The 22509-nt window shown below is 43.2% G+C and carries 22 protein-coding genes; 18 read left to right on the top strand and 4 right to left on the bottom strand.

The window, feature by feature from the left end:
* The 4 genes from JQM82_RS07410 to JQM82_RS07395 all read left to right on the top strand — a co-directional run.
* Positions 1–368: cupin domain-containing protein (locus tag JQM82_RS07410; RefSeq protein ID WP_235249447.1), on the top strand; the 368-nt coding region annotated here is incomplete at its 5' end.
* A 30-nt stretch (positions 369–398) separates the two neighbouring features.
* Positions 399–1931 carry a xylulokinase gene (gene xylB, locus JQM82_RS07405; RefSeq protein ID WP_235249446.1) on the top strand — a complete coding sequence of 511 codons (1533 nt, stop codon included), beginning with the start codon at positions 399–401 and terminating at the stop codon, positions 1929–1931.
* Positions 1932–1961: 30 nt separating this feature from the next.
* Positions 1962–3944 (top strand): transketolase, encoded by a 1983-nt coding sequence (gene tkt / locus JQM82_RS07400; protein WP_235249445.1) that lies wholly within the window; start codon positions 1962–1964, stop codon positions 3942–3944.
* Between the two features lie 126 nt (positions 3945–4070).
* On the top strand, positions 4071–5012 hold the full coding sequence (locus JQM82_RS07395) for a PHP domain-containing protein (protein WP_235249444.1): 942 nt from the start codon (positions 4071–4073) through the stop codon (positions 5010–5012).
* A gap of 81 nt (positions 5013–5093) precedes the next feature.
* On the opposite strand, the gene JQM82_RS07390 is transcribed toward JQM82_RS07395, so the two are convergent.
* The 3 genes from JQM82_RS07390 to JQM82_RS07380 form a co-directional block, all read right to left on the bottom strand.
* Positions 5094–6281: a Gfo/Idh/MocA family protein gene (locus JQM82_RS07390; RefSeq protein ID WP_235249443.1), complete on the bottom strand. Its 1188-nt coding sequence runs from the start codon at positions 6279–6281 to the stop codon at positions 5094–5096.
* Between the two features lie 27 nt (positions 6282–6308).
* On the bottom strand, positions 6309–7640 hold the full coding sequence (locus JQM82_RS07385) for a glycoside-pentoside-hexuronide (GPH):cation symporter (protein WP_235249442.1): 1332 nt from the start codon (positions 7638–7640) through the stop codon (positions 6309–6311).
* A gap of 136 nt (positions 7641–7776) precedes the next feature.
* Positions 7777–8619, bottom strand: a complete 843-nt coding sequence (locus JQM82_RS07380) for an AraC family transcriptional regulator (RefSeq protein ID WP_235249440.1) — start codon at positions 8617–8619, stop codon at positions 7777–7779.
* A gap of 202 nt (positions 8620–8821) precedes the next feature.
* Here JQM82_RS07380 and nadA point away from each other — a divergent pair, with 202 nt between their 5' ends.
* Genes nadA through JQM82_RS07360 form a run of 4 tightly spaced genes read left to right on the top strand, consistent with a single transcriptional unit; the run spans position 8822 to position 12379 of the window.
* Complete coding sequence (gene nadA / locus JQM82_RS07375) at positions 8822–9727, top strand: quinolinate synthase NadA (RefSeq protein ID WP_235249439.1); 906 nt, start codon at positions 8822–8824, stop codon at positions 9725–9727.
* Positions 9728–9756: 29 nt separating this feature from the next.
* Entirely contained in the window at positions 9757–10923 is a 1167-nt protein-coding gene (locus JQM82_RS07370) for an L-aspartate oxidase (RefSeq protein WP_235249438.1), read from the top strand.
* 37 nt (positions 10924–10960) lie between these two features.
* Entirely contained in the window at positions 10961–11815 is an 855-nt protein-coding gene (gene nadC / locus JQM82_RS07365) for a carboxylating nicotinate-nucleotide diphosphorylase (RefSeq protein ID WP_235249437.1), read from the top strand.
* 39 nt (positions 11816–11854) lie between these two features.
* Positions 11855–12379, top strand: a complete 525-nt coding sequence (locus JQM82_RS07360) for a transcription repressor NadR (protein ID WP_235249436.1) — start codon at positions 11855–11857, stop codon at positions 12377–12379.
* A gap of 30 nt (positions 12380–12409) precedes the next feature.
* On the opposite strand, the gene JQM82_RS07355 is transcribed toward JQM82_RS07360, so the two are convergent.
* Positions 12410–13081, bottom strand: a complete 672-nt coding sequence (locus JQM82_RS07355; protein ID WP_235249435.1) for a PEP/pyruvate-binding domain-containing protein — start codon at positions 13079–13081, stop codon at positions 12410–12412.
* A 130-nt stretch (positions 13082–13211) separates the two neighbouring features.
* Between JQM82_RS07355 and JQM82_RS07350 the strand changes: the two genes are divergently transcribed.
* The 10 genes from JQM82_RS07350 to thrC all read left to right on the top strand — a co-directional run bounded on the left by JQM82_RS07350 (position 13212) and on the right by thrC (position 22409).
* The gene (locus tag JQM82_RS07350; RefSeq protein ID WP_235249433.1) at positions 13212–14060 is read left to right on the top strand and encodes a putative manganese transporter; all 849 of its coding nucleotides are present in this window, start codon (positions 13212–13214) and stop codon (positions 14058–14060) included.
* 134 nt (positions 14061–14194) lie between these two features.
* Positions 14195–15148 carry an L-lactate dehydrogenase gene (locus JQM82_RS07345; RefSeq protein ID WP_235249432.1) on the top strand — a complete coding sequence of 318 codons (954 nt, stop codon included), beginning with the start codon at positions 14195–14197 and terminating at the stop codon, positions 15146–15148.
* 81 nt (positions 15149–15229) lie between these two features.
* Complete coding sequence (locus JQM82_RS07340; RefSeq protein ID WP_235249431.1) at positions 15230–15622, top strand: DUF6465 family protein; 393 nt, start codon at positions 15230–15232, stop codon at positions 15620–15622.
* 169 nt (positions 15623–15791) lie between these two features.
* The gene (locus JQM82_RS07335; protein WP_235249430.1) at positions 15792–16529 is read left to right on the top strand and encodes a TMEM198/TM7SF3 family protein; all 738 of its coding nucleotides are present in this window, start codon (positions 15792–15794) and stop codon (positions 16527–16529) included.
* An 88-nt stretch (positions 16530–16617) separates the two neighbouring features.
* Positions 16618–16791, top strand: coding sequence for a hypothetical protein (locus JQM82_RS07330; protein WP_235249429.1), 174 nt, complete (start codon positions 16618–16620; stop codon positions 16789–16791).
* An 80-nt stretch (positions 16792–16871) separates the two neighbouring features.
* A complete protein-coding gene (locus JQM82_RS07325) occupies positions 16872–17720 on the top strand; it encodes a PHP-associated domain-containing protein (RefSeq protein WP_235249428.1) in 849 nt (282 codons plus the stop codon).
* 116 nt (positions 17721–17836) lie between these two features.
* Entirely contained in the window at positions 17837–19111 is a 1275-nt protein-coding gene (gene leuC, locus JQM82_RS07320; protein WP_235249427.1) for a 3-isopropylmalate dehydratase large subunit, read from the top strand.
* Positions 19111–19602, top strand: a complete 492-nt coding sequence (leuD, locus tag JQM82_RS07315; RefSeq protein ID WP_235249426.1) for a 3-isopropylmalate dehydratase small subunit — start codon at positions 19111–19113, stop codon at positions 19600–19602. Before leuC ends, leuD begins: the two co-directional genes overlap by 1 nt.
* 15 nt (positions 19603–19617) lie before the next feature.
* Positions 19618–20895, top strand: coding sequence for a Na+/H+ antiporter NhaC family protein (locus tag JQM82_RS07310; protein WP_235249425.1), 1278 nt, complete (start codon positions 19618–19620; stop codon positions 20893–20895).
* 26 nt (positions 20896–20921) lie between these two features.
* Positions 20922–22409, top strand: coding sequence for a threonine synthase (thrC, locus tag JQM82_RS07305; protein ID WP_235249423.1), 1488 nt, complete (start codon positions 20922–20924; stop codon positions 22407–22409).
* The last annotated feature ends 100 nt before the right edge of the window (positions 22410–22509 follow it).

The raw sequence follows: 22509 nt of genomic DNA, 5'->3' as shown, positions 1-22509 counted from the left end.
CAGGAAGAGAGCCGGATACAGATCCAAGAAGTTTAAGAGCAAGAGTATTACCAAGAGAGAAAGAAGTACTCAGAGATACTTATTATTTGATTGACCGTAAAGCAGGTCCGTCCAAACGTCTGACATGTGGACATACTACGATATATCCAACAGGAACCACAACAGGTCATGCACATGATGATATGGAAGAAATCTACTACTTCATCTCCGGTGAGGGAATTATGGTAGTTGGAGAAGACAGATTCCCGGTAAAAGCAGGTGATGCTTGTTATGTACCACCAGGAGAATATCATACAACTATTCAGACAGGTATCCTTCCATTGACATTTGTATGGAACACATGCCTGGTTGACGGAGACGAAGAGTAATGATCTGATATACACATGAGGTGATTGAGTATGAAACAGTATGTTGCAGCGATGGATATCGGCACAAGCGGATGCAAATCTATCATTGTGGACGATGAAGGCCAGGTAGTATCTTCTGTTATTGAAGAGTATCCTTTATATTCACCAAAGCCGGGCTGGAATGAACAGGATCCGATGGACTGGTGGGTAGGTGCGTATACCAGCCTTCATAAAGCAATTGACAAGAGCGGAATCGATGCAGGAAATATCAAATCGCTTAGTTTTTCCGGACAGATGCATGGCCTGGTTGCCATGGATAAGGACGGAAATGTGATTCGAAGAGCATTCCTCTGGAATGATCAGCGCTGTGCAAAGCAGTGTCAGGATCTTCTGCAGGATCTTGGAGGATTTGAAGAACTGCGTCGTTATACGAACAATAATATGCTTCCCGGATATCAGGGAGGAAAGATTCTGTGGCTGAGAGAAGTTGAGCCTGAGAATTATCAGAAGATGAAAAAAGCAATCCTTCCAAAGGACTATCTTCGTTATCAACTGACAGGGGAATATTGTACAGATGCATCTGATGCATCCGGAACAGGACTCTTTGATGTGGAAAAACGAGAATACAGCTGGGAATTACTGGATAGACTGAATCTTCCCCGAGATCTGTTCCCGCCGGTGGTAGAATCCAGTGAAGTAACTGGTGTTGTGACAAAAGAGGCAGCAGAACTTACCGGATTGAAACCGGGTACACCGGTTGTAGGCGGCGGTGGTGACAGTGTGATTCAGACGACTGGTATGGGGCTGATCCGTGAAGGAATCCTTGGCCTGACTCTGGGTACCGGAGGAATTGTTGCGATGGGAATGTCACAGTACATTGAAAATCATGATAAAACATTACAATTCTTCTGTAATAATCAGAAAGATCTGTATCATGTAATGGGTGTTATGCTTGCATGTGGCGGAAGCTATCAATGGTACAGGAATACATTCTGTAAAGGTGAGATGGCAGAGGCAAAAGCACAGGGACTGGATCCATATGATATCCTGAATCAGGGTGCAGAAGCATCCAGACCGGGCTCCAAAGGCCTGATCTATCTTCCGTATCTTTCCGGAGAACGTGCGCCGTATACAGATCCGAACTTAAGAGGATGCTTTATCGGAATGACACAGAGTCACTGCAAAGGTGATATTACCAGGTCCGTAATGGAAGGCATCGGATATGGAATGAAGCAGATCGGAGAAGCAATTCTTCAGTTAAAACCAGTAGCACTTGACAGAATTATCGTATCCGGCGGCGGAAGCAGAAGTAATCTGTGGCGTCAGATTCTGAGTGATATCTTCCAGCTTCCGGTGTATACGGTTAGCGGAGCAAAAGAAGGCGGCGCTTATGGTGCATGTCTGGTTGGCGGTGTCGGTGCCGGTATCTGGAAAGATCTAGATGACGCCTGCTCAACAATGAAGGTGATGACCGAGAATCTTCCAAATCCGGATAACAAGGCTGTTTATGAAGAAATGTATCATATCTATTCTGATATGGTTCCGACATTAAAGAATCAGTTTGATCGGCTTTCAGAAATATAGGCATAATAATAGAAAAAGTGAGGTGGCGAAATGAACCAGATAGATAACTTATCAATTAATGCAATTCGAGTTCTGTCCGCGGATGCGATTCAGAAAGCCAAGTCAGGACATCCTGGTCTGCCGCTCGGTGCTGCACCTATCGCTTATGAGTTATGGGCACACCACATGAATCATAATCCGGCGAATCCGGACTGGCGCAACAGAGACCGTTTTATTCTCTCCGGCGGACATGGATCCATGCTGTTATATTCTCTTCTGTATCTTTACGGATATGGAGATATGACACTTGATGACCTTAAGGAATTCAGACAGTTGAATTCCAAGACTCCGGGACATCCGGAATACAGACATACAATAGGCGTTGAAGCGACAACAGGACCTCTTGGCGCTGGTATGGGTATGGCTGTAGGTATGGCAATCGCTGAAAAACATCTGGCTTCGGTGTTTAATAAAGAAGGATATCCGGTGATCGATCATTATACTTATGCTCTGGGCGGAGACGGATGTATGATGGAAGGTATCTCATCAGAGGCATTTTCATTGGCGGGAACACTGGGATTATCAAAATTGATCATTCTGTACGATTCTAATAATATTTCAATTGAAGGATCAACGGATCTTGCATTTACCGAAGATGTACAGAAGAGAATGGAAGCGTTTGGATTCCAGACACTGGAAGTAGCAGACGGCAATGATATTGATGCAGTCGGAAAAGCAATTGAAGAAGCAAAAGCAGATAAAGAACGTCCTTCTTTCATCACTATTCATACAGAGATCGGATATGGCTGTCCGAATAAACAGGGAAAAGCAAGTGCACATGGAGAACCTCTGGGTGAAGATAATGTAAAAGAGATGAAGGAAACTCTGGGCTGGCCTTCTCAGGAGCCATTCTATGTTCCGGATGAAGTATATGCACACTATAAAGAATTAAGAGACGCTCTCTCTGTAAAAGAAGATGAGTGGAATAAGATGTATGCAGAGTACTGTGAAAAATTCCCGGAGATGAAAGAACTGATGGCACAGTATTTTGAATGCGACTGTGAAGCAATCTTAAAGGATAATGAAGAGTTCTGGAAGAGAGGCGAGAAGCCGGAAGCAACCAGAGCAATTTCCGGAAGAATTCTGAATACGATTAAGGATATCGTTCCGAATCTCATGGGAGGTTCTGCAGACCTTGCTCCTTCTAATAAGACATATCTGAGTGATAAGGGAGACTTCGCAGCAGATTGTCCGTCTGGAAGGAATATGCATTTTGGTGTAAGAGAGCTTGCAATGGGAGCAATTGGAAATGGTATGATGCTGCATGGAGGACTGCACAGTTATGTTGCAACATTCTTTGTATTCAGTGATTATATTAAACCAATGGCACGTTTATCTTCTATTATGAAAGTTCCGATGACTTATGTATATTCTCATGACAGTATCGGTGTTGGAGAAGATGGACCGACTCATGAGCCGATCGAACAGCTTGCAATGCTTCGTGCTATGCCGAACTTCCATGTATTCAGACCATGTGATGCAGTTGAGACAGAGGCTGCATGGTACAGTGCATTAACATCAAAAGAAACACCGACTGCGATCGTACTTACCAGACAGAATCTGGCACCAATGGCAGGCAGCAGCAAAGATGCACTGAAGGGTGGATACATCCTGGAAGACTGTGAGGGAACACCAGATCTGATTTTGATTGCAACTGGTTCCGAAGTAGAGCTGGCAGCAGGAGCTAAGAGTATTCTGGAAGAAAAAGGCAAAAAGGTACGTCTGGTATCTATGCCGTGTATGGATCTTTTTGAAGAACAGACGGATGAATATAAAGAGATGGTTCTACCAAAGAGCGTGACAAAGAGAGTGTCTGTAGAGGCTTTGTCTACGTTTGGCTGGGATCGTTATGTCGGACCGGAAGGAAAGGCAATCGGTATGACAACCTTTGGCGCAAGCGGACCATACAAGACATTGTTTGAATATTTTGGATTTACAGTAGATGCAATTGTAGAAGCAGCAGAGAGTCTGTAAATTCGATATAGAATATGATAATATAAAAGGCAGGTTCTGAGAATCTGCCTTTTTGATATAACAGGAAATTCTTCTGGAATTACCCGTTATATCAGATGCACGGTTCATTAATGAGGAGGATGATGGATGGGGAAATATGCTGAATATGTCTGTGATCTGCACGGTCATACCAGTCGCTCTGACGGAAGTGACACTCCGCTGGAATATCTGCAGCATGCAGCAGAAAGAAAGATGAAGATTGTGGCAATCACAGATCACGACAGGATTCCGCCCGAGACGATCGTGACGGAAAAAGGGGAGACCCGGATTACAGATTATGCAAAATCACTGGGGCTGATATTACTGAAGGGGATAGAGATCTCCTGTGAAACCGATATTGAAGATGTTCATCTGGTGTGTTTTGGATGTGACTGGAAAAGTGAGTATTTCCGTGAACTGGAAGCATACACTGTAAGAAGTAAGATGAAAAGCTACAAAGAGCTTGTGAACCGTCTTTCCGGGATCGGAATGAAGATGTCCTGGGAAGAACTGCTGCAGAATCATGGATGTCCGATTGAGGAGACAGAGATTCAGAAGAAGCTGATTTTTAATCTTATGGCAGAAAAAGGGTATACCAGAGACTGGAGCGAGGCGAAGCTTTTTGTGAAAAACACACCAGAGCTCCAGATACAGAGAGAAAAACCGACTGCAGTATCTGTAATTCAGGAAGTTCATCGTCAGGGAGGTATCGTTATCCTTGCACATCCATATCTGATCAGTGAGTATGTCCGTTACAACGGGATGGTCATAAAAAGGAAAGAGCTGATAGATTCTCTGATTGATGCAGGTCTGGACGGCATAGAGGGACGATATACATATGATAAGACGAGTTATGCCGGAACACTTACGAAAGAAGAGATCTATCAGGCAATCAATCAGAGATACCAGAGAAGGATTTCGATCATATCCGGAGGATCGGATTACCATGGCGATCAGAAAAGAGGCGTACAGAATCCGAGAGAGATCGGAGAGTGCGGGCTGACGGAACAAGAATTTTACCAGAATGAACTACTTGTAAAGCTTCTGTGATTGCATAAAGACTATACTTTATGGGTGAATAGAGGAAATGGGGACCATGGGATTGTTGTAACAACCCCATGATCGTGGAGCTTATGAATCGAGTTCTTTGAACCTGGGAATCTCTATGACTTTGCCTCCGGCAAGTGCAGACTGATGTGCACAGATTCCTAGTCCGGTCCAGTATGCACCAAGAATATCATCAACAATTGGCTTACGGTTTTCGATGACAGATCGTACAAATTCATGCACCATATGTGGATGGGAGCCACCGTGTCCTCCGCCCTGTTTGAAGGAAAGATGCATGTTTTCATCGTTGTAGATGGTTTCGGTAGTAAATCCCGCAATTTCTTCCGGAAGACGATAACCGTAATCAGGAATCTGGATGCGCTGCTCGACGATCTCGCTTCCGCGGTTGAATCGTTCCGGATCAGAATCCAGATCAATCATATCCTGCTGCAATTCCCCGGTTCGGGTATACAGCACCGGGGATTCATCTGCCAGCTGTTGCCATTCAAAGCTCTTATTTTCGCCATATACGCGGAAGCATTCAGAATAGCTCCTTGCAACGCCATATAAAAAACGCTCAACTTCAATTGTAACGTCGCTGTCTTCCAGAGATATCATGGCTGCTTCAAATGCATAAGGACAGCCATATTTTTCTTTCAAGTTGTCGCGCACTTTGCCGGATCCTCTGGCATATACGGCAGAGGGATATTGGCCAAGCAGCATGAGGCATGGACCAATCGCATGTGTCGGATGCATCAGTGGTGGATAACCCTCCCAGTAGGATGGCCATCCTTCCATATCCTGATAATGGGCACAGCTCATATACTGGATTTTTCCCAATTCTCCTTTTTGGTACAGATCCTGTACATAGAAAAATTCTCTGCCAAATACAGTGGTTTCCAGAAACATATACTGCTTTCCGGACTTTTTCCTGGCTTCAATGACGGCATACAGTTCATCCAGGGACATTCCCATTGGAATGGTGCATCCGCAGTGCTTTCCGGCATTCAGTACACGAATGGATAATTCTGCGTGTGTTGCAGGCGGGGTGACGATGTGGATGGCGTCGACTTCCGGATCATCCAGCATTGGCTGGATGTCTGTAAAGCATTCGTCTTCGCGGAATCCGAATTTTTCCTGTGCAATCTTAAGAAGTCTCTCGTCAGTATCAGCAATGACAACGGATGCGACATCCGGATGTTTTTTGTAGATTGCGACAAATTCCATACCGAAACTGATACCTACAACACCGATTTTTAGCTTTTTATTCATAGCAAATCTATCTCCTTTGGTTATGTATTATTGTGAAGGAAGAGTCCGGCGTTTTTCCAGTTCTTCCTGAATTTTTGGCATCATGGAATCCAGCCTGAAGAAGCGGATCAGCAAAATGACTGCAATACACAGAATGATGGGGATCCAGATGAAACTGATCTGGATGCTGGTCAGTGCAGATGCAGTCTGTTTCTGATTGGCAACATATCCACCTGCTTTGAGAAGATGACCCAGAATGGAACTGCTGGCTCCCATTGCTGTATTGGAGAGAAAACCGGAACATGCAGTGATCATACCGGCAATGTTTTTGCCGCTTGTGTATTCGCAGTAATCTATGACGTCCGGGCAGATTGCAAAGAAAGTTGCCTGGATCAGATACATACCGCAGCCTGTGATGACAAGTCCGCACATCAGGAACGCAGGAGTGTCTCCTGCAATATATATGAGCATGGTTCCGGCGATATAGATGACCGCTCCGGCAATTACAGAATTTCTTTTTCCGAATTTACCTGTAATATATGGAAGAAGCAGTAGTACAGGAAGACCCGAAAAGGTACCGAGAATGCCGATGGTAGGAATCAGCTCAACTCTTTCCAGATTGTAGGTAAAGTAATAGATGATCGAAGTGCTTCGGATATTGAACATGGAGAAGTAACAGAAACCAAGCAAAAACATGACCAGACACTGAGAGTTCAGAGACTGGAAATCCTTTCGAATGGAAGATTTTTCGCCTTTTGAGGAAGGACGGATCACTTCTTCAGTATTTTTAAATGTGACAAAGAAAAGGAATGCAGCTGTCAAAGCATAGATGGAGACTGTAACCAGATATCCATGTCTGGGATTTCCGTTTCCAAAGTAATGTACCAGAGGGGTAGTAAATGTTGTAATTATGGTAGCAGCGATCATGGAAAAAATCATACGGATTGTAACCAGCACCGTACGCTCTTGCGAATCTGATGTCAGAGTCGGAAGAATTGAGGTGAGCGGAATATTCACAAGCGCATAGATGAAGCTAAGAAGCACATAGGATAAAAAGGCATAGATGATTCGACTGTTTCCGTCAAGCGGTGGAGCATAGAAGACTGCAATGGTGACAAGACCAAGCGGTATAGCTCCAAATAAAAAGTACGGTCTGTTGCGTCCCCAGCGAGTATTGGTACGGTCGATGATCAGGCCTGCCAGGATATCCAGAAATCCTTCTATTATCTTTGTAAGGAACATCATAGTTCCTGCAACTGCGGCACTGATTCCGAAGACATCTGTGTAGAAGATCATCAGATAAGATGCCACCATTGAAAAGATTAATGTACATGCAAGGTCGGCAACGCCGTAGCCAATTCGCATTCTCCATTTTCCCATTTCCAATTATCCTCCTGTTCATATCCCATAAACTGATTCTTTTCTTATTGTAGCAGGGAAATGTATGGAAGTATTCCCTTTTCTTGACTGAAAGTTGTCATTATTTGTCCGGATACATGTAAAAAAGCCCGTAAAACTAAGTTTTATGGGCTTTCTGATATTGCTTGGGTGTTGTGTGGTATTGTTTTCTGAAATATTGTATGAATGATTTTACATTGGCAAAACCGTTGTTGAAGGCAATTTCTGTCATTGTATTTTCTGTGTTCACCAGTTCATCCCGGGCTTTCTGTACACGATACAGAGCCAGACATTCGGAATAATTGATGCCGGTAAGCTGCTTGAACTTCCTGGAGAAATATGCCGGAGACATGTTTGCCTGATCTGCAATCTGTGTAAGCGATATCTGCTGAGAATAGTTTTCTTCCATGTATGTGATGGCGTTTTGTATCTGTATTGCTTTTCTGGCGCTTTTGTAATCGTAATAATATGGATTTTCTTCCAGACAATGCTCGAGTAACAGACTTCCTGTCTCTAAAAGCAGCGCACCGATCTTCATCTCATAATAGGGTTTTTTTGCGGCATAGAGATCTGCAATCTGCAGGATTCGGGTACGTATTTGGGGAAGAATGTCTGCCCGTCCGGTCAGAGATAACTGATACTTCGGAAAATCAGGGCAATATTTGGTGAAAAAATCATAATCCCATTGAATAGTAATTAATCTGATCGGTACAGAATCGTCAGGGGTATCTCCAGAATGTATTTTTCTGCTGTTGATGATACACATATCTCCGGAAGTCAGTATGGAAGATCTTCCATCGACGATGGAGAGGGAAGTACCGGACAGTATGAGATTGAGTTCTATATCCTTGTGCCAGTGAGGAGGAACACGGAAGTTATCTCCGGACAGCGTCTGCGGCAGGATTTTCGCCGAAAGATTGTTGTGGTGGACAATTTCTTCCATTTTTATAGGCTGTATCATAATAAAAGGCACCTCTCTTTCTGTAATCTGCCTTATCTGACAAAACACATGTGTATATTATAGCATTGCGATGAATAAATTTTGTGGAAAATGTTAAGAAAAACACATATTTGTTAAAAAAATAATGTAAATACATATGTCTTGTCACATGTAAATAACAGTGATATAATAGGAAAAGTTTGAGTTAAGAGGAGAAATGATTATGGATATTGTTGATCAGATTAAAAAATTAAAAAAAGAGAAAAATGCAGTGATTCTGGCACATTATTATGTGAGACCGGAGGTACAGGATATCGCAGATTATATCGGAGATTCTTTTTATCTCAGTAAAGTGGCTGTCAGTCTGAAGGAACAGACAATCGTATTCTGCGGAGTGGGCTTTATGGGTGAAAGCGCCAAGACTCTGAATCCGGAAAAGACGGTGCTGATGCCGGATCTTGGAGCAGACTGTCCGATGGCACATATGGCGGATGCAGAGACGATACGAAAGATGCGTGATACATATGAGGATCTGGCAGTTGTATGTTACATTAATTCTACTTCAGATCTGAAACAGTATTCTGATGTGTGTGTAACTTCTGCCAATGCAGTCAAGATTGTAAAAGCACTTCCGAATAAGAATATATTCTTTATTCCGGACAGAAATCTGGCACATTATATAGCAGAACAGGTTCCAGAGAAGCATTTTGTGTATAATGAAGGGTTCTGTCCTACACATGAAAGAATAGAGGCTGAAGATGTACTGAAAGTAAAAGCAGAGCATCCAGAGGCAAAGATACTGTCACATCCGGAGTGCAGAGGTGAGATCCTGGAGCTCTCTGATTATATCGGAAGCACATCCGGAATCATTAAGCATGCAACAGAGAGTGAAGATCAGGAATTCATCATCTGTACAGAAGAAGGCGTTTCATACAAATTACATAAAGATAATCCGAATAAGAAGTTTTATTTTCCGGAGTCTGTTCCGACATGTCCGAATATGAAGAAAAACTCATTAGAAAAGATTCTGCATGTTCTTGAGACCGGTGACAATGAGATTCATGTCACAGAAGAGCTTCGTGAAGCGTCCAAAAAGCCGCTTGAGCGGATGCTGGAACTTGCAAAATAGATTCTTTCCGGAATCTGGAGGGTAGATATATGATAATAGATGCAGACATTGTTGTAGTAGGAAGTGGGGTAGGAGGACTGTTCAGTACACTGAATCTGCCGAGAGATCAGAAGATTGTACTGATTACGAAATCTGACCTCGAGAGCAGCGATTCATTTCTGGCACAGGGAGGAATCTGTGTACTCAGAGATGAAGAAGATTATGACAGCTATTTTGAAGATACAATGAAGGCCGGACACTATGAAAACCGGAAAGAATCTGTAGATATCATGATTCGAAGTTCGCGTGATATTATCAAAGATCTGGTTGATTATGGTGTGGAATTCGAAAAGAAAGATGGAGAGTTTGCTTATACAAGAGAAGGAGCGCATTCAAAACCGAGAATTCTGTTCCATGAGGATGTGACGGGAAAAGAGATTACAAGCAAGCTCCTTGCACAGGTGAAAATGCTTGATAATGTAGAGTTGTATGAATATACAACGATGACGGATATTATAGAAAAAGAAGGAAAATGTACTGGTATCATTGCTGTATGCGGCCAGGAAACACTGGAGATTCACGCCGGAGATACGATTCTTGCAAGTGGCGGAATCGGAGGAAGATATCAGCATTCCACGAATTTTCCGCATCTGACAGGAGATGCACTGGATATAGCCAAAAAACATGGTGTTCGACTGGAACACCTGGATTATGTGCAGATACATCCGACGACACTGTATTCGAAAAAGCCGGGAAGAAGGTTTTTGATCTCTGAATCTGTACGTGGAGAAGGCGCAGTGTTATACAATAAAGAGAAAGAGAGATTTGTGAATGAATTGCTTCCACGGGATGTTGTAACGGAAGCGATCCGGGAACAGATGAAAAAAGATGGAACGGACTATGTATGGCTTTCGATGGAAAATATTCCGAAAGAAAAGATATTAAAACATTTCCCGAATATCTATCAGCATTGTCTGGAAGAAGGTTATGATGTAACAAAGGAGTGCATACCGGTCGTACCGGCACAGCACTACTTTATGGGTGGTATCTGGGTGGATTCTGACAGCAGAACTTCCATGGAGCATCTGTATGCGGTGGGGGAGACCAGCTGCAACGGTGTACATGGAAAAAATCGACTGGCAAGTAATTCGCTGCTGGAAAGTCTGGTGTTTGCGAAAAGAGCGGCTTCTAAAATCCAGAGGGATCATGTAATATAAAAACAGAATCGCAATAGGGCAAGAAGGAGAAAAACTTATGAATACAATCACAATGAAATTACAGGCAGATCATCTGATCATGGAAGCGTTGAGAGAAGATATTTCCAGTGAGGATGTAACAACGAATGCAGTGATGAAAGAAGCGGTTCCGGGAGAAGTGGATCTGATCTGCAAGCAGGATGGAATTATTGCCGGACTTTTGGTGTTCCAGAGAGTATTTGAACTCCTGGATGAAAATGTAGAAACAGAATTTTATTGTAAAGATGGAGATACGGTTTCCAACGGACAGTTGATGGGGAAGGTAAGAGGGGATATCAGAGTCCTGCTGTCAGGAGAAAGGGTCGCTCTTAACTATCTGCAGAGAATGAGTGGAATTGCAACATATACGCATTCAGTCGCAAGTCTGCTGGAAGGAAGCAATACAAAGCTTCTGGATACGAGAAAGACAACTCCGAATATGCGGATATTTGAAAAATATGCGGTACGCGTCGGCGGCGGTTATAACCATCGCTACAATCTGTCTGACGGAGTTCTGTTGAAGGATAATCATATCGGAGCAGCGGGAAGTGTGACAAAAGCAGTTCAGATGGCGAAAGAATATGCTCCGTTTGTCCGGAAGATAGAAGTGGAAGTTGAGAATCTTGAGATGGTTAAAGAAGCAGTAGAAGCAGGTGCAGATATCATTATGCTGGATAATATGTCGGCAGAAGAGATGAAAGATGCCATACGTCTGATTGATGGAAGAGCGCAGACGGAGTGTTCCGGCAATGTGACCAGAGAGAATATCGGAAAGCTTACGTCTCTTGGTGTAGATTATATTTCCAGTGGAGCATTGACACATTCTTCACCAATTATGGATATATCTTTAAAGAATCTTCATGTTGTATTATAATAGTAGGATCAGGAAATATATGGAGGTGACGACGGAAGAATGACGGGTACAGACAGAAGAAAACAGATTGTTCAGCAGATAAAGGATAGCCAGGTGCCGGTCTCGGGAACGAAGCTTGCCTCTGCCTATGGAGTAAGCCGTCAGGTAATCGTACAGGATATAGCATTGATACGTGCTGCAGGTTATGATATTATTTCTACCAATCGAGGTTATATTCTGAATACAGTACAATCAGCCAGCAGAATGTTCAAGGTACATCATACGGATGAGCAGTTGGAAGAGGAACTGAATGCGATCGTTGATCTGGGAGGGTGTGTGGAAAATGTCATGATACATCACAGGGTCTATGGTACGATGGAAGCTTTGCTAGGCGTGAATTCCAGGAGAAAGACAGCGGAATTTTTGGAAGATATCCGGCAGGGAAAGTCCAGTCCGCTAAAAAACATCACATCGAATTATCATTATCATCGTGTGAGTGCGGACAGCGAAGAAACGCTGGATCTGATTGAAGAGGAACTGAAGAAACGGGGATTTCTTGTGGCAACAACACAGGAGGTCGTATAAAGTCATAAGGGATTGTTGCAAAATCATTCGTTATTCTTTGCGACAATCTCTTTCTGTGCTTAAGATCCGGCACCGAACAATGTCCGGGAATAGTTCACTCAGCAGATTCGGCTTGTCTGAAAAGTAAGTTTTATCAAAATAGATTGTCTTGTCATTATCAAACAATGCAGTATAGAATATTTCTGTTTCAACAAGATCTTGAAACATATGACTTCCATACGAGAGTTCAGGCATGTATCCAACCTCTCGATCCGACATTTCACAGATGGCGCAGAAATGGTTGATCTCCGCAAAACTTACAGGTACACCAAGTTCCGGAGAAGAAGTCCCGATTCGTCCAGGTGCAAACAGCATCAGCTTGTATTCGCATTTTCGGAAGTAATGGTTGATGTTACCGATGATATGTGCAATATTCGGTTTTTTCTTGTAAGGACATTGATAATATGCTCTGGAATCGACCCATACAACATAGTCGATCTTTTCGGCTCTGGAGCCACCCATAGAAGAGTCGGAGGCATGGAAGACTGTACGGGAGGCAGGCAGAACAGGTACATTGACTTCGTCTCCCCGGCTTCCGATCTGAAGTGGTCTGCACTGCAGCAGATTAAAGACAAATTCGCCATCTGCATTGCTGTTGATTGTAAATTCAATATCAACCGGATAATCATAGGCCTTCTGAAGCGTCTGAAGCAGCGATTTCATGCAGTCTGTAAATTCTGCGTTTTGTCAATATATTGAAGATTATGGTAATGAAAAATACGACTTGAAAAATCAATGGGGAACAACTAGAATAGACATATTAGATTAAAATAAAAGGAAGGATTATAAATGAATGGAATTGTTGATAGATGTGTTGATTGATACTTGCCTGGACTGCCTGAAAATGCTTCCTTTTTTATTTGCGGCATTTTTGATGATTGAAGCATTGGAGCATTATTCCAGTGATTTCTCTGCAAAACTGCTTGCAAAGGTAGGAAAAGCAGGCCCTGTGGCCGGAGCGGTTGTTGGCTGTGTCCCACAGTGCGGATTTTCCGTGATGGCAGCGAATCTGTATGCGGGAGGGATTATCTCTGTGGGAACACTGTTGTCCGTATTTGTGGCAACCTCTGATGAAGCGATACTGATCATACTCGGGCAACCGGAATATGCCGGGAAAGTGTGGACTCTACTGGTGACAAAAGTTGTAATAGCCATTGTGGCAGGATATGCGACGGATCTGTTTCTGAAAGACAGGATATCCGTACCCAAGGAAAATGGCAATCTGTGTCATGACTGTGGCTGTCACAGAGAACATGCGGGGATTGTAAAGCCTGCGTGGAATCATACAGTGAAAATGACTGTATATCTTCTGGTATTTACGGGAATATTAAATCTGTCTATCGAATTAATCGGAATTGACCGGTTATCGACATTGTTGCTTGGAGATACGATATTTCAGCCAATGATTGCTGCTGTAATCGGACTGATTCCAAACTGTGCGGCATCCGTGATTCTCACACAGTTGTATCTGAGCGGTGCTATCTCATTTTCCTCGGTGATTGCCGGACTCTGTACAGGAGCAGGAATCGGACTGGTGGTATTGTTCCGCATGAATCATAATAAAAGCGAAAATTTTAAAATCCTGGGGGTATTATACGTCACGGCAGTGATAGCTGGTATGATACTTGAACTGATTTTGTGAAAAACTTGACAGAAAGATGCAAAAAGGATATGATTGAATAAAGGAGAGCAAAGCGGCGGAGATGTCTGTAAGAGATAGTCTGCCGCTTTTTCTATAGATAGTTTATGTCAAATGATCAAAGGAGTAAAGAAGATATGACAACAAATAAAAGTAAAGTGGTAATTGTCGGATGTGGTCTGGTTGGGTCATCTACGGCTTTCAGTCTGCTGACACAGGGAGTCTGTGATGAGATTATGATGGTAGATATCAATCAGGAAAAAGCATTAGGGGAAGTGCTGGATCTCAAGGATTGTGTGGAGTACCTGAACAGAAATACCAAAGTATATCAGGGAAATTACGAAGATTGTGGGGATGCAGATATCATTGTGATTACGGCAGGAGCACCTCCAAGACAGGGACAGTCACGGTTAGATACGCTGGAAGTATCTGCAAAGATCACGCAGTCGATCGTAAAGCCGATTATGGAAAGTGGATTTGACGGCATTTTCCTGATCATATCGAATCCGGTTGATATTATCGCGCATTATGTACAGCGCCTGTCCGGACTTCCCAAAAACCAGGTGATCGGTACAGGTACAGCACTGGATTCCGCACGACTGAAGAACTTTATTGCAGAACTGATTCACGTGGATCCGAGAAGTGTGTATGCATTTTCCATGGGAGAACACGGGGATTCGCAGATGGTGCCATGGTCTGCAGTAACAGTGGCGGGGAAACCATTTTATGATATTATTCGTGATAACCCGGAGCTCGTCGGAGATGTGGATCTGGACAGTCTGGTTATGAAAACGGCACAGGAGGGCTGGGAAATTCTAAACAGGAAGGGAACTACTTATTATGGAGTTGCAACGACTGCTGTCGGTGTGATCAAGGCGATCCTTCATAATGAGAACCGTATTATTCCGGTATCTACACTGCTGGAAGGAGAGTACGGAGAGAAAGATGTATACTGTGGAGTTCCGGTTGTTCTGAACAGAACAGGAGCGTCTGATGTGCTGGAGATTCATATGACGGGCCAGGAGCTGACCAGATTTAAAGAATCTGCAAAGGTTATTCGGGAATATACGCATAAAATTATGGAATTTTAGCTTATAATTGCATTTTCCAGATATTGTGATATAATAGTCAGGTCTAGGTGACGAAGCTTAGGACAGTGAGGAGGAATTATAATGGCTACAAAGAAAGCAACATCAGTAACCCCGGAAACCGAAACTGTAAAGGAAACAGCAACAAAAGCAACAACAGAGGATAAGGCACCTGAGAAGAAAGCACCTGCGAAGAAAGCAACAACTACAAAAAAGACAACGACGAAAGCGACAACTGCTAAAAAACCTGCGGCAAAGAAGACTGCAGCAAAGAAAGAAATGAAAGTAAGCACTGTTGTTCAGTACGGAGGAAAAGAAGTCGAAGAAAAGGATATCATTGCCGGAGTGAAAAAGGCGTGGACAGCTTCAGGAAAGAAAGTTGGAGATATCAAGACGATGGACTTATACATAAAGCCGGAAGAAACGACTGTTTATTATGTAATTAACGGTACAGAGACGGGATCAGTTGAGTTCTAGGGGAACATGTATGGAGAGGGGGCTGTTGCGGAATATGTGACAGCCTCTTTTTGGTATCTGAAAGGGATTTTTTCAGGATTCTCTTTACGATTGAATATCTGACTGATATAATAAAATAGGTTTTTGTATGCGTATCGTAATTGACAAGAGTTGAAGGAGATTAGGAACAATGAACGAATTGATGAACATGCTGGATATGTTGAAGGATATGGACGGATCAGCAGATGCGATACTTGATGGAGCGTCTCAGATTGTTACGGGAGCTGCGGTCATCACGATTGTGATTGGACTCGTGATTGCGATTTTCGGATTGAAGATCGTTCGGGTCCTTGCCGCATTGATTGGTCTTGTGCTCGGGGCAGGGATCGGAATCGCTGCAGGTGTGATGGCAGGACTGAATGGAACGGCAATGATCGGTGTTACTGTTGCGGGGGCTCTTATTCTGTGTATACTGGCTGCTGTTTTGAAAAAGTTCGGAGTCTTTTTAGTGACCTTTTTTTATAGTATGGGTACAATGAGCATGCTGATTCGGTCAACGAATCTGATCATCATTATCATCTGTCTGGCAGTATCGATTATCCTTGCAGTTCTGGCTGTGCTTTTTACGGATTTGATTGTAATATTGATTACCGGAATTACTGGTGGAACGGAAGCGGGTATGGCCCTTCCTGTTCTGTTCGGAATGAGCAATACGGTATGGATCGGATATGCGCTTAGTGCAGCTCTTGCAGTGATCGGTTGGATGATTCAGACAATGATGCATTCCAGGAAGGTAGGAAAGAAAGAAAAGATATATTCCAGAAAAGTCAGAGATCGGGAATCCATGGAATCTGAAGTTGAAAAAGCGAGAATGGTTCTTGATGAAAATACGGAAGATTCAGAGGATGAAGAAGATGAAGACGATTAAAAAGTATTGTAAATAATAGAAAAACGAGTCCGTTTTATGACACACCTCTTCTGCTATAGTATTAACTATGGAAGGAGAGGTGTATTTTATGTCAGAAAAGATGAAAATGGTTGTTGTTATTACAGGAATTGCAATTCAGATAGTGTTGATGTTGATATATAGTTTTTCGGAGATTGAAGTGCCGGGATATCTTTATATGATTGTATGGATTCTATGTGCGGTTTTTGTGAAAAGATGTGTTAATAATGGAAAAATAATCTAATTACCAGTATTCTGGCTTAGTTGTATTTTGAACAGGATGTGCTATAATATTGTTAAGATTATTGTGAAGGAGGCTTACTTATGAAACTGGATATGCATTGTCACGTGCGGGAAGGATCTGTTGACAGCAAGGTAAGCTTGGACGAGTATATCATGATCTTAAAAGAAAAAGGGTTTGACGGAATGTTGATCACGGATCATGATACGTATCATGGATATCGTCATTGGAAGAATCACATGAAAGGGAAGATGCACGAAGATTTCGTTGTGCTGAAAGGAATTGAGTATGATACCCTGGATGCAGGGCATATTATCTGTATCATGCCGGAAGGTGTGAAGATGAGACTTCTGGAATTAAAGGGTCTGCCGGTTAGTGTACTGATTGATTTTGTGCATCGCCATGGTGGAATTCTGGGACCGGCACATCCCTGCGGAGAAAAGTATCTGAGTTTTACGAATACAAACAGATTCTACAAATCTCCGGAGTTGATCAAACGGTTTGATTTTATCGAAGCATTTAATGCGTGTGAATCGGAAGCCTCAAATGACGGAGCAATGAAACTTGCAAAAAAATATAAAAAACCAGGAATTGGTGGAAGCGATGCACACAGACAGGACTGTGTGGGAATGGGATACACAATTCTTCCGGAACGCGTCACCTGTGAGACCGAGCTGATCTCCCTGATTCGAAGCAAGGCACAGCTTGAAACAGGCGGTGTTCTCTATGGAAAGACGGTTAAAGATAAGATGGGAGCAGCACATAAAATTCTGACATACTCATTCTGGTTTTATAACAGAGGTGGAGCGCTTCTTAAGAAACACAGCAGAACGGAGAAAGGAAAAATTGAAAATCCGATCGATCCGATCGATCCGATCGAAATCCCATATCTGCACAATATAAGAAAGCAGAAAATGCATGAAGATATGTAAATAAAGGAACGGCGAAATGGTGGTGAAGAAATTCATCACCATTCTTTGTTGCACCAATATATTTATCTGTGTTAAAATACAGCGTAAGACCAGACAAATAAGGAGGAATAATTGTTATGGGAATGACAATGACGCAGAAAATACTGGCAGCACATGCCGGCCTGGAATCTGTAACCGCGGGACAGCTGATTGAAGCAAAGCTGGATGTGGTTATGGCTAATGATATCACAGGACCAATGGCACTGCCTATTTTCAGAGAGATGGCAGATTCCGTATTTGATAAAGATAAAGTGGTTCTTGTACCGGATCATTTTACTCCGAATAAGGACATTAAATCAGCAGAAAATTCAAAAGCAATTCGTGAGTTTGCCAAAGAACAGGGACTGTCCTGGTATTTTGAACAGGGCAAATCAGGAGTAGAGCATGCAATTCTTCCGGAGGCGGGAGTTGTAGCTGCCGGAGAATGTATTATCGGCGCGGATTCGCATACATGTACATATGGAGCGCTTGGATCGTTTTCCACAGGTGTGGGTACAACGGATATAGCAACCGGGATGGCAACAGGAGAACTGTGGTTCAAGGTTCCGGGAGCAATCAAGTTTGTGCTGACCGGAAAACCGGGACCATACGTAAGTGGTAAAGATATTATCATTCATATTATAGGTAAGATCGGTGTAGACGGAGCATTGTACAAATCTATGGAGTTTACAGGAGAGGGCATTGCAAGCCTTTCCATGGATGACAGATTTACAATGGCTAATATGGCAATTGAAGCCGGAGCCAAGAATGGTATATTCCCGGTGGATGAAAAGACAGAAAGCTATCTGAAAGAGCATACAAAGAAATCTTATCAGATATTCGCAGCAGATGAGGATGCAGAATATGATGAAGTCGTTGAGATTGATCTTTCTGAAGTGCGTCCGACAGTGGCGTTCCCGCATCTTCCGGGCAACGCAAAGACGATTGATGAGATCGAAGCAATGGAGCCGATCAAGATTGATCAGGTAGTGATCGGATCCTGTACAAACGGAAGAATGGAGGATATGAGAAGAGCGGCAGCGATTCTCAAAGGACGTACCGTTCATCCGGATGTTCGTGTGATGGTGATACCTGCAACACAGAAGATCTACAAACAGTGCATAGCAGAAGGTCTTCTGGATATCTTTGTAGATGCGGGATGCGCAGTTAATACACCAAGTTGCGGACCTTGTATGGGCGGCCACATGGGAGTTATGGCGGCAGGAGAAAAGTGTGTATCTACAACAAACCGTAATTTTGTCGGAAGAATGGGGCATGTGGATTCATTGATCTATCTGGCTTCCCCGGAAGTGGCAGCAGCAAGTGCGATAGCAGGATGTATTGCAAATCCAGAGAAAGTAGGTGACAGATAATGAAGGCATTGGGACACGTTTTTAAATATGGTGACAACGTTGATACAGACGTAATTATTCCCGCAAGGTATCTGAATTCTTTTGATCCGCAGGAACTTGCAAGTCACGCAATGGCAGACATCGACCCGGAATTCGTTCACAAGGTTCAGCCGGGAGATATCATTGTGGCAAATAAGAACTTTGGATGCGGGTCTTCCAGAGAACATGCGCCGCTTTGTCTTAAGACTGCCGGTGTCAGCTGCGTGATCGCTGAGACATTCGCAAGAATCTTCTACAGAAATGCAATCAATATCGGACTTCCGATCATAGAGTGCCCGGAAGCTGCGAAAGAGATTGAAGCAGGAGATGAGGTGGAGATTGATTTCGACAACGGAAAAATCTTTGATAAAACCAAAGGCACCGAATATCAGGGACAGCCGTTCCCGGAATTCATGCAGAAGCTGATTGCTGCGGGAGGTCTTGTAAAGTATACAAACAGTAAGAAAAAGTAAATAAGAGGTGTTGGAATGGGTCAAGAGAGAGGTAATGCGGCAGCGTTGCTGCCGATAGGAGTTTTCCTGGTAATATTTTTGGGCTCAGGCATCGTAACGGGGGATTTTTATGCGATGCCTGCCATTGTAGCATTTTTGATTGCATTGTTTATTGCTTTTTTGCAGAACCGAAAACTGAGTTTTAACGAGAAAATTCGGATTGCGGCACAGGGAGTAGGAGATGATAATATCATTACGATGTGTCTGATCTATCTGTGTGCCGGCGCATTTTCCGGAGCAGTCACAGCAGCAGGCGGAGTTGAGAGCACGGTGAATCTGGGACTTTCTGTTCTTCCGGTGGGGATTGCAGTAGTGGGACTGTTTGTGATCGGATGCTTTATCTCTGTTTCCATGGGGACATCTATGGGGACGATCGCAGCACTGGCTCCGATCGCAGTCGGTATCAGTGATAAGACCGGATTTGCTCTGGCAATCTGCATAGGAGCAGTTGTATGCGGCGCGATGTTTGGAGATAATCTGTCCATGATCTCAGATACGACGATCGCGGCAGTCAAGACACAGGGGTGTGAGATGCGGGATAAGTTCAGAGAGAACTTCCTGATCGTGCTCCCTGCAGCGTTGATTACTATGGTGTTGTTCTTTGTACTGACAATGCACGGAGAATGCGAATTGAACGAAGAACTTACATATAATGTTCTGAGGGTTATCCCGTATCTTGTTGTTCTTGCAGGTGCACTGATCGGAATCAATGTGTTTCTGGTGCTGATCGGAGGTACCGTGCTGTCGCTGGTTATTGGAGTTGCGACCGGAAGCCTTGCACTGGGAGAGATATTCTCTGCAGTAGGAGACGGTGTGATCGGGATGTATGATATTACGGTGATATCTATGATCGTGGCATGTATTGTGTCACTGGTAAAGGAATATGGGGGAATTCGCTTTATTCTGAATATGATAAAAACGAGAATCAAAGGACAGCGCGGGGCTGAGATCGGAATTGCAGGACTGTCACTTCTTGTAGATATGTGCACAGCGAACAATACGGTTGCAATCGTTATGACAGGACCGATTGCAAAGGAGATCAGTGAAGAATTTCATGTGTCTCCCAGACGATCTGCATCTCTGCTGGATATCTTCACATCGGTGGGACAGGGGTTGATTCCATATGGAGCACAGCTTTTGTCAGCGGCGGGTCTTACCGGACTTACTCCGTTTCAGATCATGCCGTATCTGTTCTATCCTGTGTTGATGGCAATCAGTGCCGTGCTTTTCGTTCTGTTTCGAAAAGCAGATTAAAGTAAGTATGGAAGGAAGAAAAGAGAATGAATCTACATTATAAAAGTACAAGAAATTCCAATCTCAGAGTGACAGCTTCAGAAGCAATCTTAAAAGGACTTGCTCCGGACGGAGGACTTTTTGTTCCGGAAAAACTTCCGGTGCTGGATGTTTCTATGGAAGAATTGAAAGGAATGACGTACCAGGAGACGGCATATACCGTAATGAAACAGTTTCTGACAGATTTTACTGAGGAAGAGTTGAGAAACTGTATTGCAAAGGCCTATGACAGTAAGTTTGATACAGAAGAGATTGCACCATTGGTAAAAGTAGACAATACCTATTATCTGGAATTATTTCATGGTGCAACGATTGCGTTTAAGGATATGGCACTTTCGATTCTGCCACATCTTATGACGACGTCTGCGAAGAAAAACCAGGTGAAGAATAAGATTGTAATCCTTACTGCAACCTCCGGAGATACAGGCAAGGCTGCACTCGCCGGATTCGCGGATGTGGAAGGAACCAGAATCATCGTATTCTATCCGAAAAACGGTGTCAGCAGAGTGCAGGAGCTTCAGATGGTCACTCAGAAGGGAAATAATGTAGATGTTGTGGCAATCCATGGCAATTTTGATCATGCACAGAGTGGTGTGAAAGCGATGTTTGAAGATCCGGAACTGGCGAAGAAGCTGGAAGATAATGGTTATCAGTTTTCTTCTGCTAATTCCATTAATATCGGACGCCTTGTTCCACAGGTCGTATATTACGTATATGCATATGCAAAACTTCTGGAAAATGAAGAGATTCAGTCAGGAGAAAAGATCAATGTTGTTGTTCCGACAGGAAACTTTGGAAATATTCTTGCAGCCTATTATGCAAAACAGATGGGAGTGCCGATCGATAAGCTTGTATGTGCATCCAACGAGAATAAAGTTTTGTTTGATTTCTTCCAGACCGGAACTTATGACAGAAATCGTGAGTTTGTACTTACTTCCTCACCGTCTATGGACATTCTCATCTCCAGCAATCTGGAACGTCTGATCTATCTGATATCAGGAGAAGATGATCAGATGACAAAGCAGATGATGGAAGATCTGAAGTGTGGAGGCGTATATGAGATAACGGATGATATGAAGGCACGCATGAATGATTTTGTATCAGGATATGCAACGGAAGCAGAATGTGCCCAGAATATCAGGGAAGTATACAATAAGACCGGATATGTGATTGATACACACACTGCGGTAGCATCTTATGTATGCGGAAAATATCAGGAAAATTCACAGGATTCCAAAAAGAGTGTGGTAGCATCTACTGCAAGCCCGTATAAGTTTGTAAAAAGTGTTCTGACGGCAATTGATGAAAAGTATGCAGATGTGGATGAACTGGATCTTTTGAAGGTGCTGGAGACTGTGTCGGGTGTAGAGATGCCACAGGCAATTCGGGATATTCTGAATGCAAATGTGCTGCATACTCTGGAATGCGAGAAGGATAATATGCGCGAGACAGTGGAGAAGATTTTAAATATATAGGAATATTTATGTTAATTATAAATAAATATCATAATAAAAAACATAAAAATGTAGGATTAATTACTTAATCCTGCATTTTTAACACAACTAAAAACGAATT

The sequence above is a fragment of the Faecalicatena contorta genome, assembly GCF_021531995.1.
GTDB lineage: Bacteria > Bacillota > Clostridia > Lachnospirales > Lachnospiraceae > Dorea_A > Dorea_A contorta_A.
The sequence above is the reverse complement of the archived record's forward strand: the minus strand, read 5'-3'. Positions and strand labels throughout refer to the sequence as shown.

Excerpts from the sequence above, each read along its gene's own strand:
- nadA (WP_235249439.1), top strand. The coding sequence starts at position 8,822 with ATGGATATTGTTGATCAGATTAAAAAATTAAAAAAAGAGAAAAATGCA.
- xylB (WP_235249446.1), top strand. The coding sequence starts at position 399 with ATGAAACAGTATGTTGCAGCGATGGATATCGGCACAAGCGGATGCAAA.
- JQM82_RS07360 (WP_235249436.1), top strand. The coding sequence starts at position 11,855 with ATGACGGGTACAGACAGAAGAAAACAGATTGTTCAGCAGATAAAGGAT.
- JQM82_RS07330 (WP_235249429.1), top strand. The coding sequence starts at position 16,618 with ATGTCAGAAAAGATGAAAATGGTTGTTGTTATTACAGGAATTGCAATT.
- JQM82_RS07325 (WP_235249428.1), top strand. The coding sequence starts at position 16,872 with ATGAAACTGGATATGCATTGTCACGTGCGGGAAGGATCTGTTGACAGC.
- thrC (WP_235249423.1), top strand. The coding sequence starts at position 20,922 with ATGAATCTACATTATAAAAGTACAAGAAATTCCAATCTCAGAGTGACA.
- JQM82_RS07340 (WP_235249431.1), top strand. The coding sequence starts at position 15,230 with ATGGCTACAAAGAAAGCAACATCAGTAACCCCGGAAACCGAAACTGTA.
- JQM82_RS07355 (WP_235249435.1), bottom strand. The coding sequence starts at position 13,081 with ATGAAATCGCTGCTTCAGACGCTTCAGAAGGCCTATGATTATCCGGTT.
- nadC (WP_235249437.1), top strand. The coding sequence starts at position 10,961 with ATGAATACAATCACAATGAAATTACAGGCAGATCATCTGATCATGGAA.
- JQM82_RS07350 (WP_235249433.1), top strand. The coding sequence starts at position 13,212 with ATGGAATTGTTGATAGATGTGTTGATTGATACTTGCCTGGACTGCCTG.
- JQM82_RS07395 (WP_235249444.1), top strand. The coding sequence starts at position 4,071 with ATGGGGAAATATGCTGAATATGTCTGTGATCTGCACGGTCATACCAGT.
- JQM82_RS07335 (WP_235249430.1), top strand. The coding sequence starts at position 15,792 with ATGAACGAATTGATGAACATGCTGGATATGTTGAAGGATATGGACGGA.
- JQM82_RS07390 (WP_235249443.1), bottom strand. The coding sequence starts at position 6,281 with ATGAATAAAAAGCTAAAAATCGGTGTTGTAGGTATCAGTTTCGGTATG.
- JQM82_RS07380 (WP_235249440.1), bottom strand. The coding sequence starts at position 8,619 with ATGATACAGCCTATAAAAATGGAAGAAATTGTCCACCACAACAATCTT.
- JQM82_RS07385 (WP_235249442.1), bottom strand. The coding sequence starts at position 7,640 with ATGGGAAAATGGAGAATGCGAATTGGCTACGGCGTTGCCGACCTTGCA.
- JQM82_RS07345 (WP_235249432.1), top strand. The coding sequence starts at position 14,195 with ATGACAACAAATAAAAGTAAAGTGGTAATTGTCGGATGTGGTCTGGTT.
- JQM82_RS07370 (WP_235249438.1), top strand. The coding sequence starts at position 9,757 with ATGATAATAGATGCAGACATTGTTGTAGTAGGAAGTGGGGTAGGAGGA.
- JQM82_RS07310 (WP_235249425.1), top strand. The coding sequence starts at position 19,618 with ATGGGTCAAGAGAGAGGTAATGCGGCAGCGTTGCTGCCGATAGGAGTT.
- tkt (WP_235249445.1), top strand. The coding sequence starts at position 1,962 with ATGAACCAGATAGATAACTTATCAATTAATGCAATTCGAGTTCTGTCC.
- leuC (WP_235249427.1), top strand. The coding sequence starts at position 17,837 with ATGGGAATGACAATGACGCAGAAAATACTGGCAGCACATGCCGGCCTG.
- leuD (WP_235249426.1), top strand. The coding sequence starts at position 19,111 with ATGAAGGCATTGGGACACGTTTTTAAATATGGTGACAACGTTGATACA.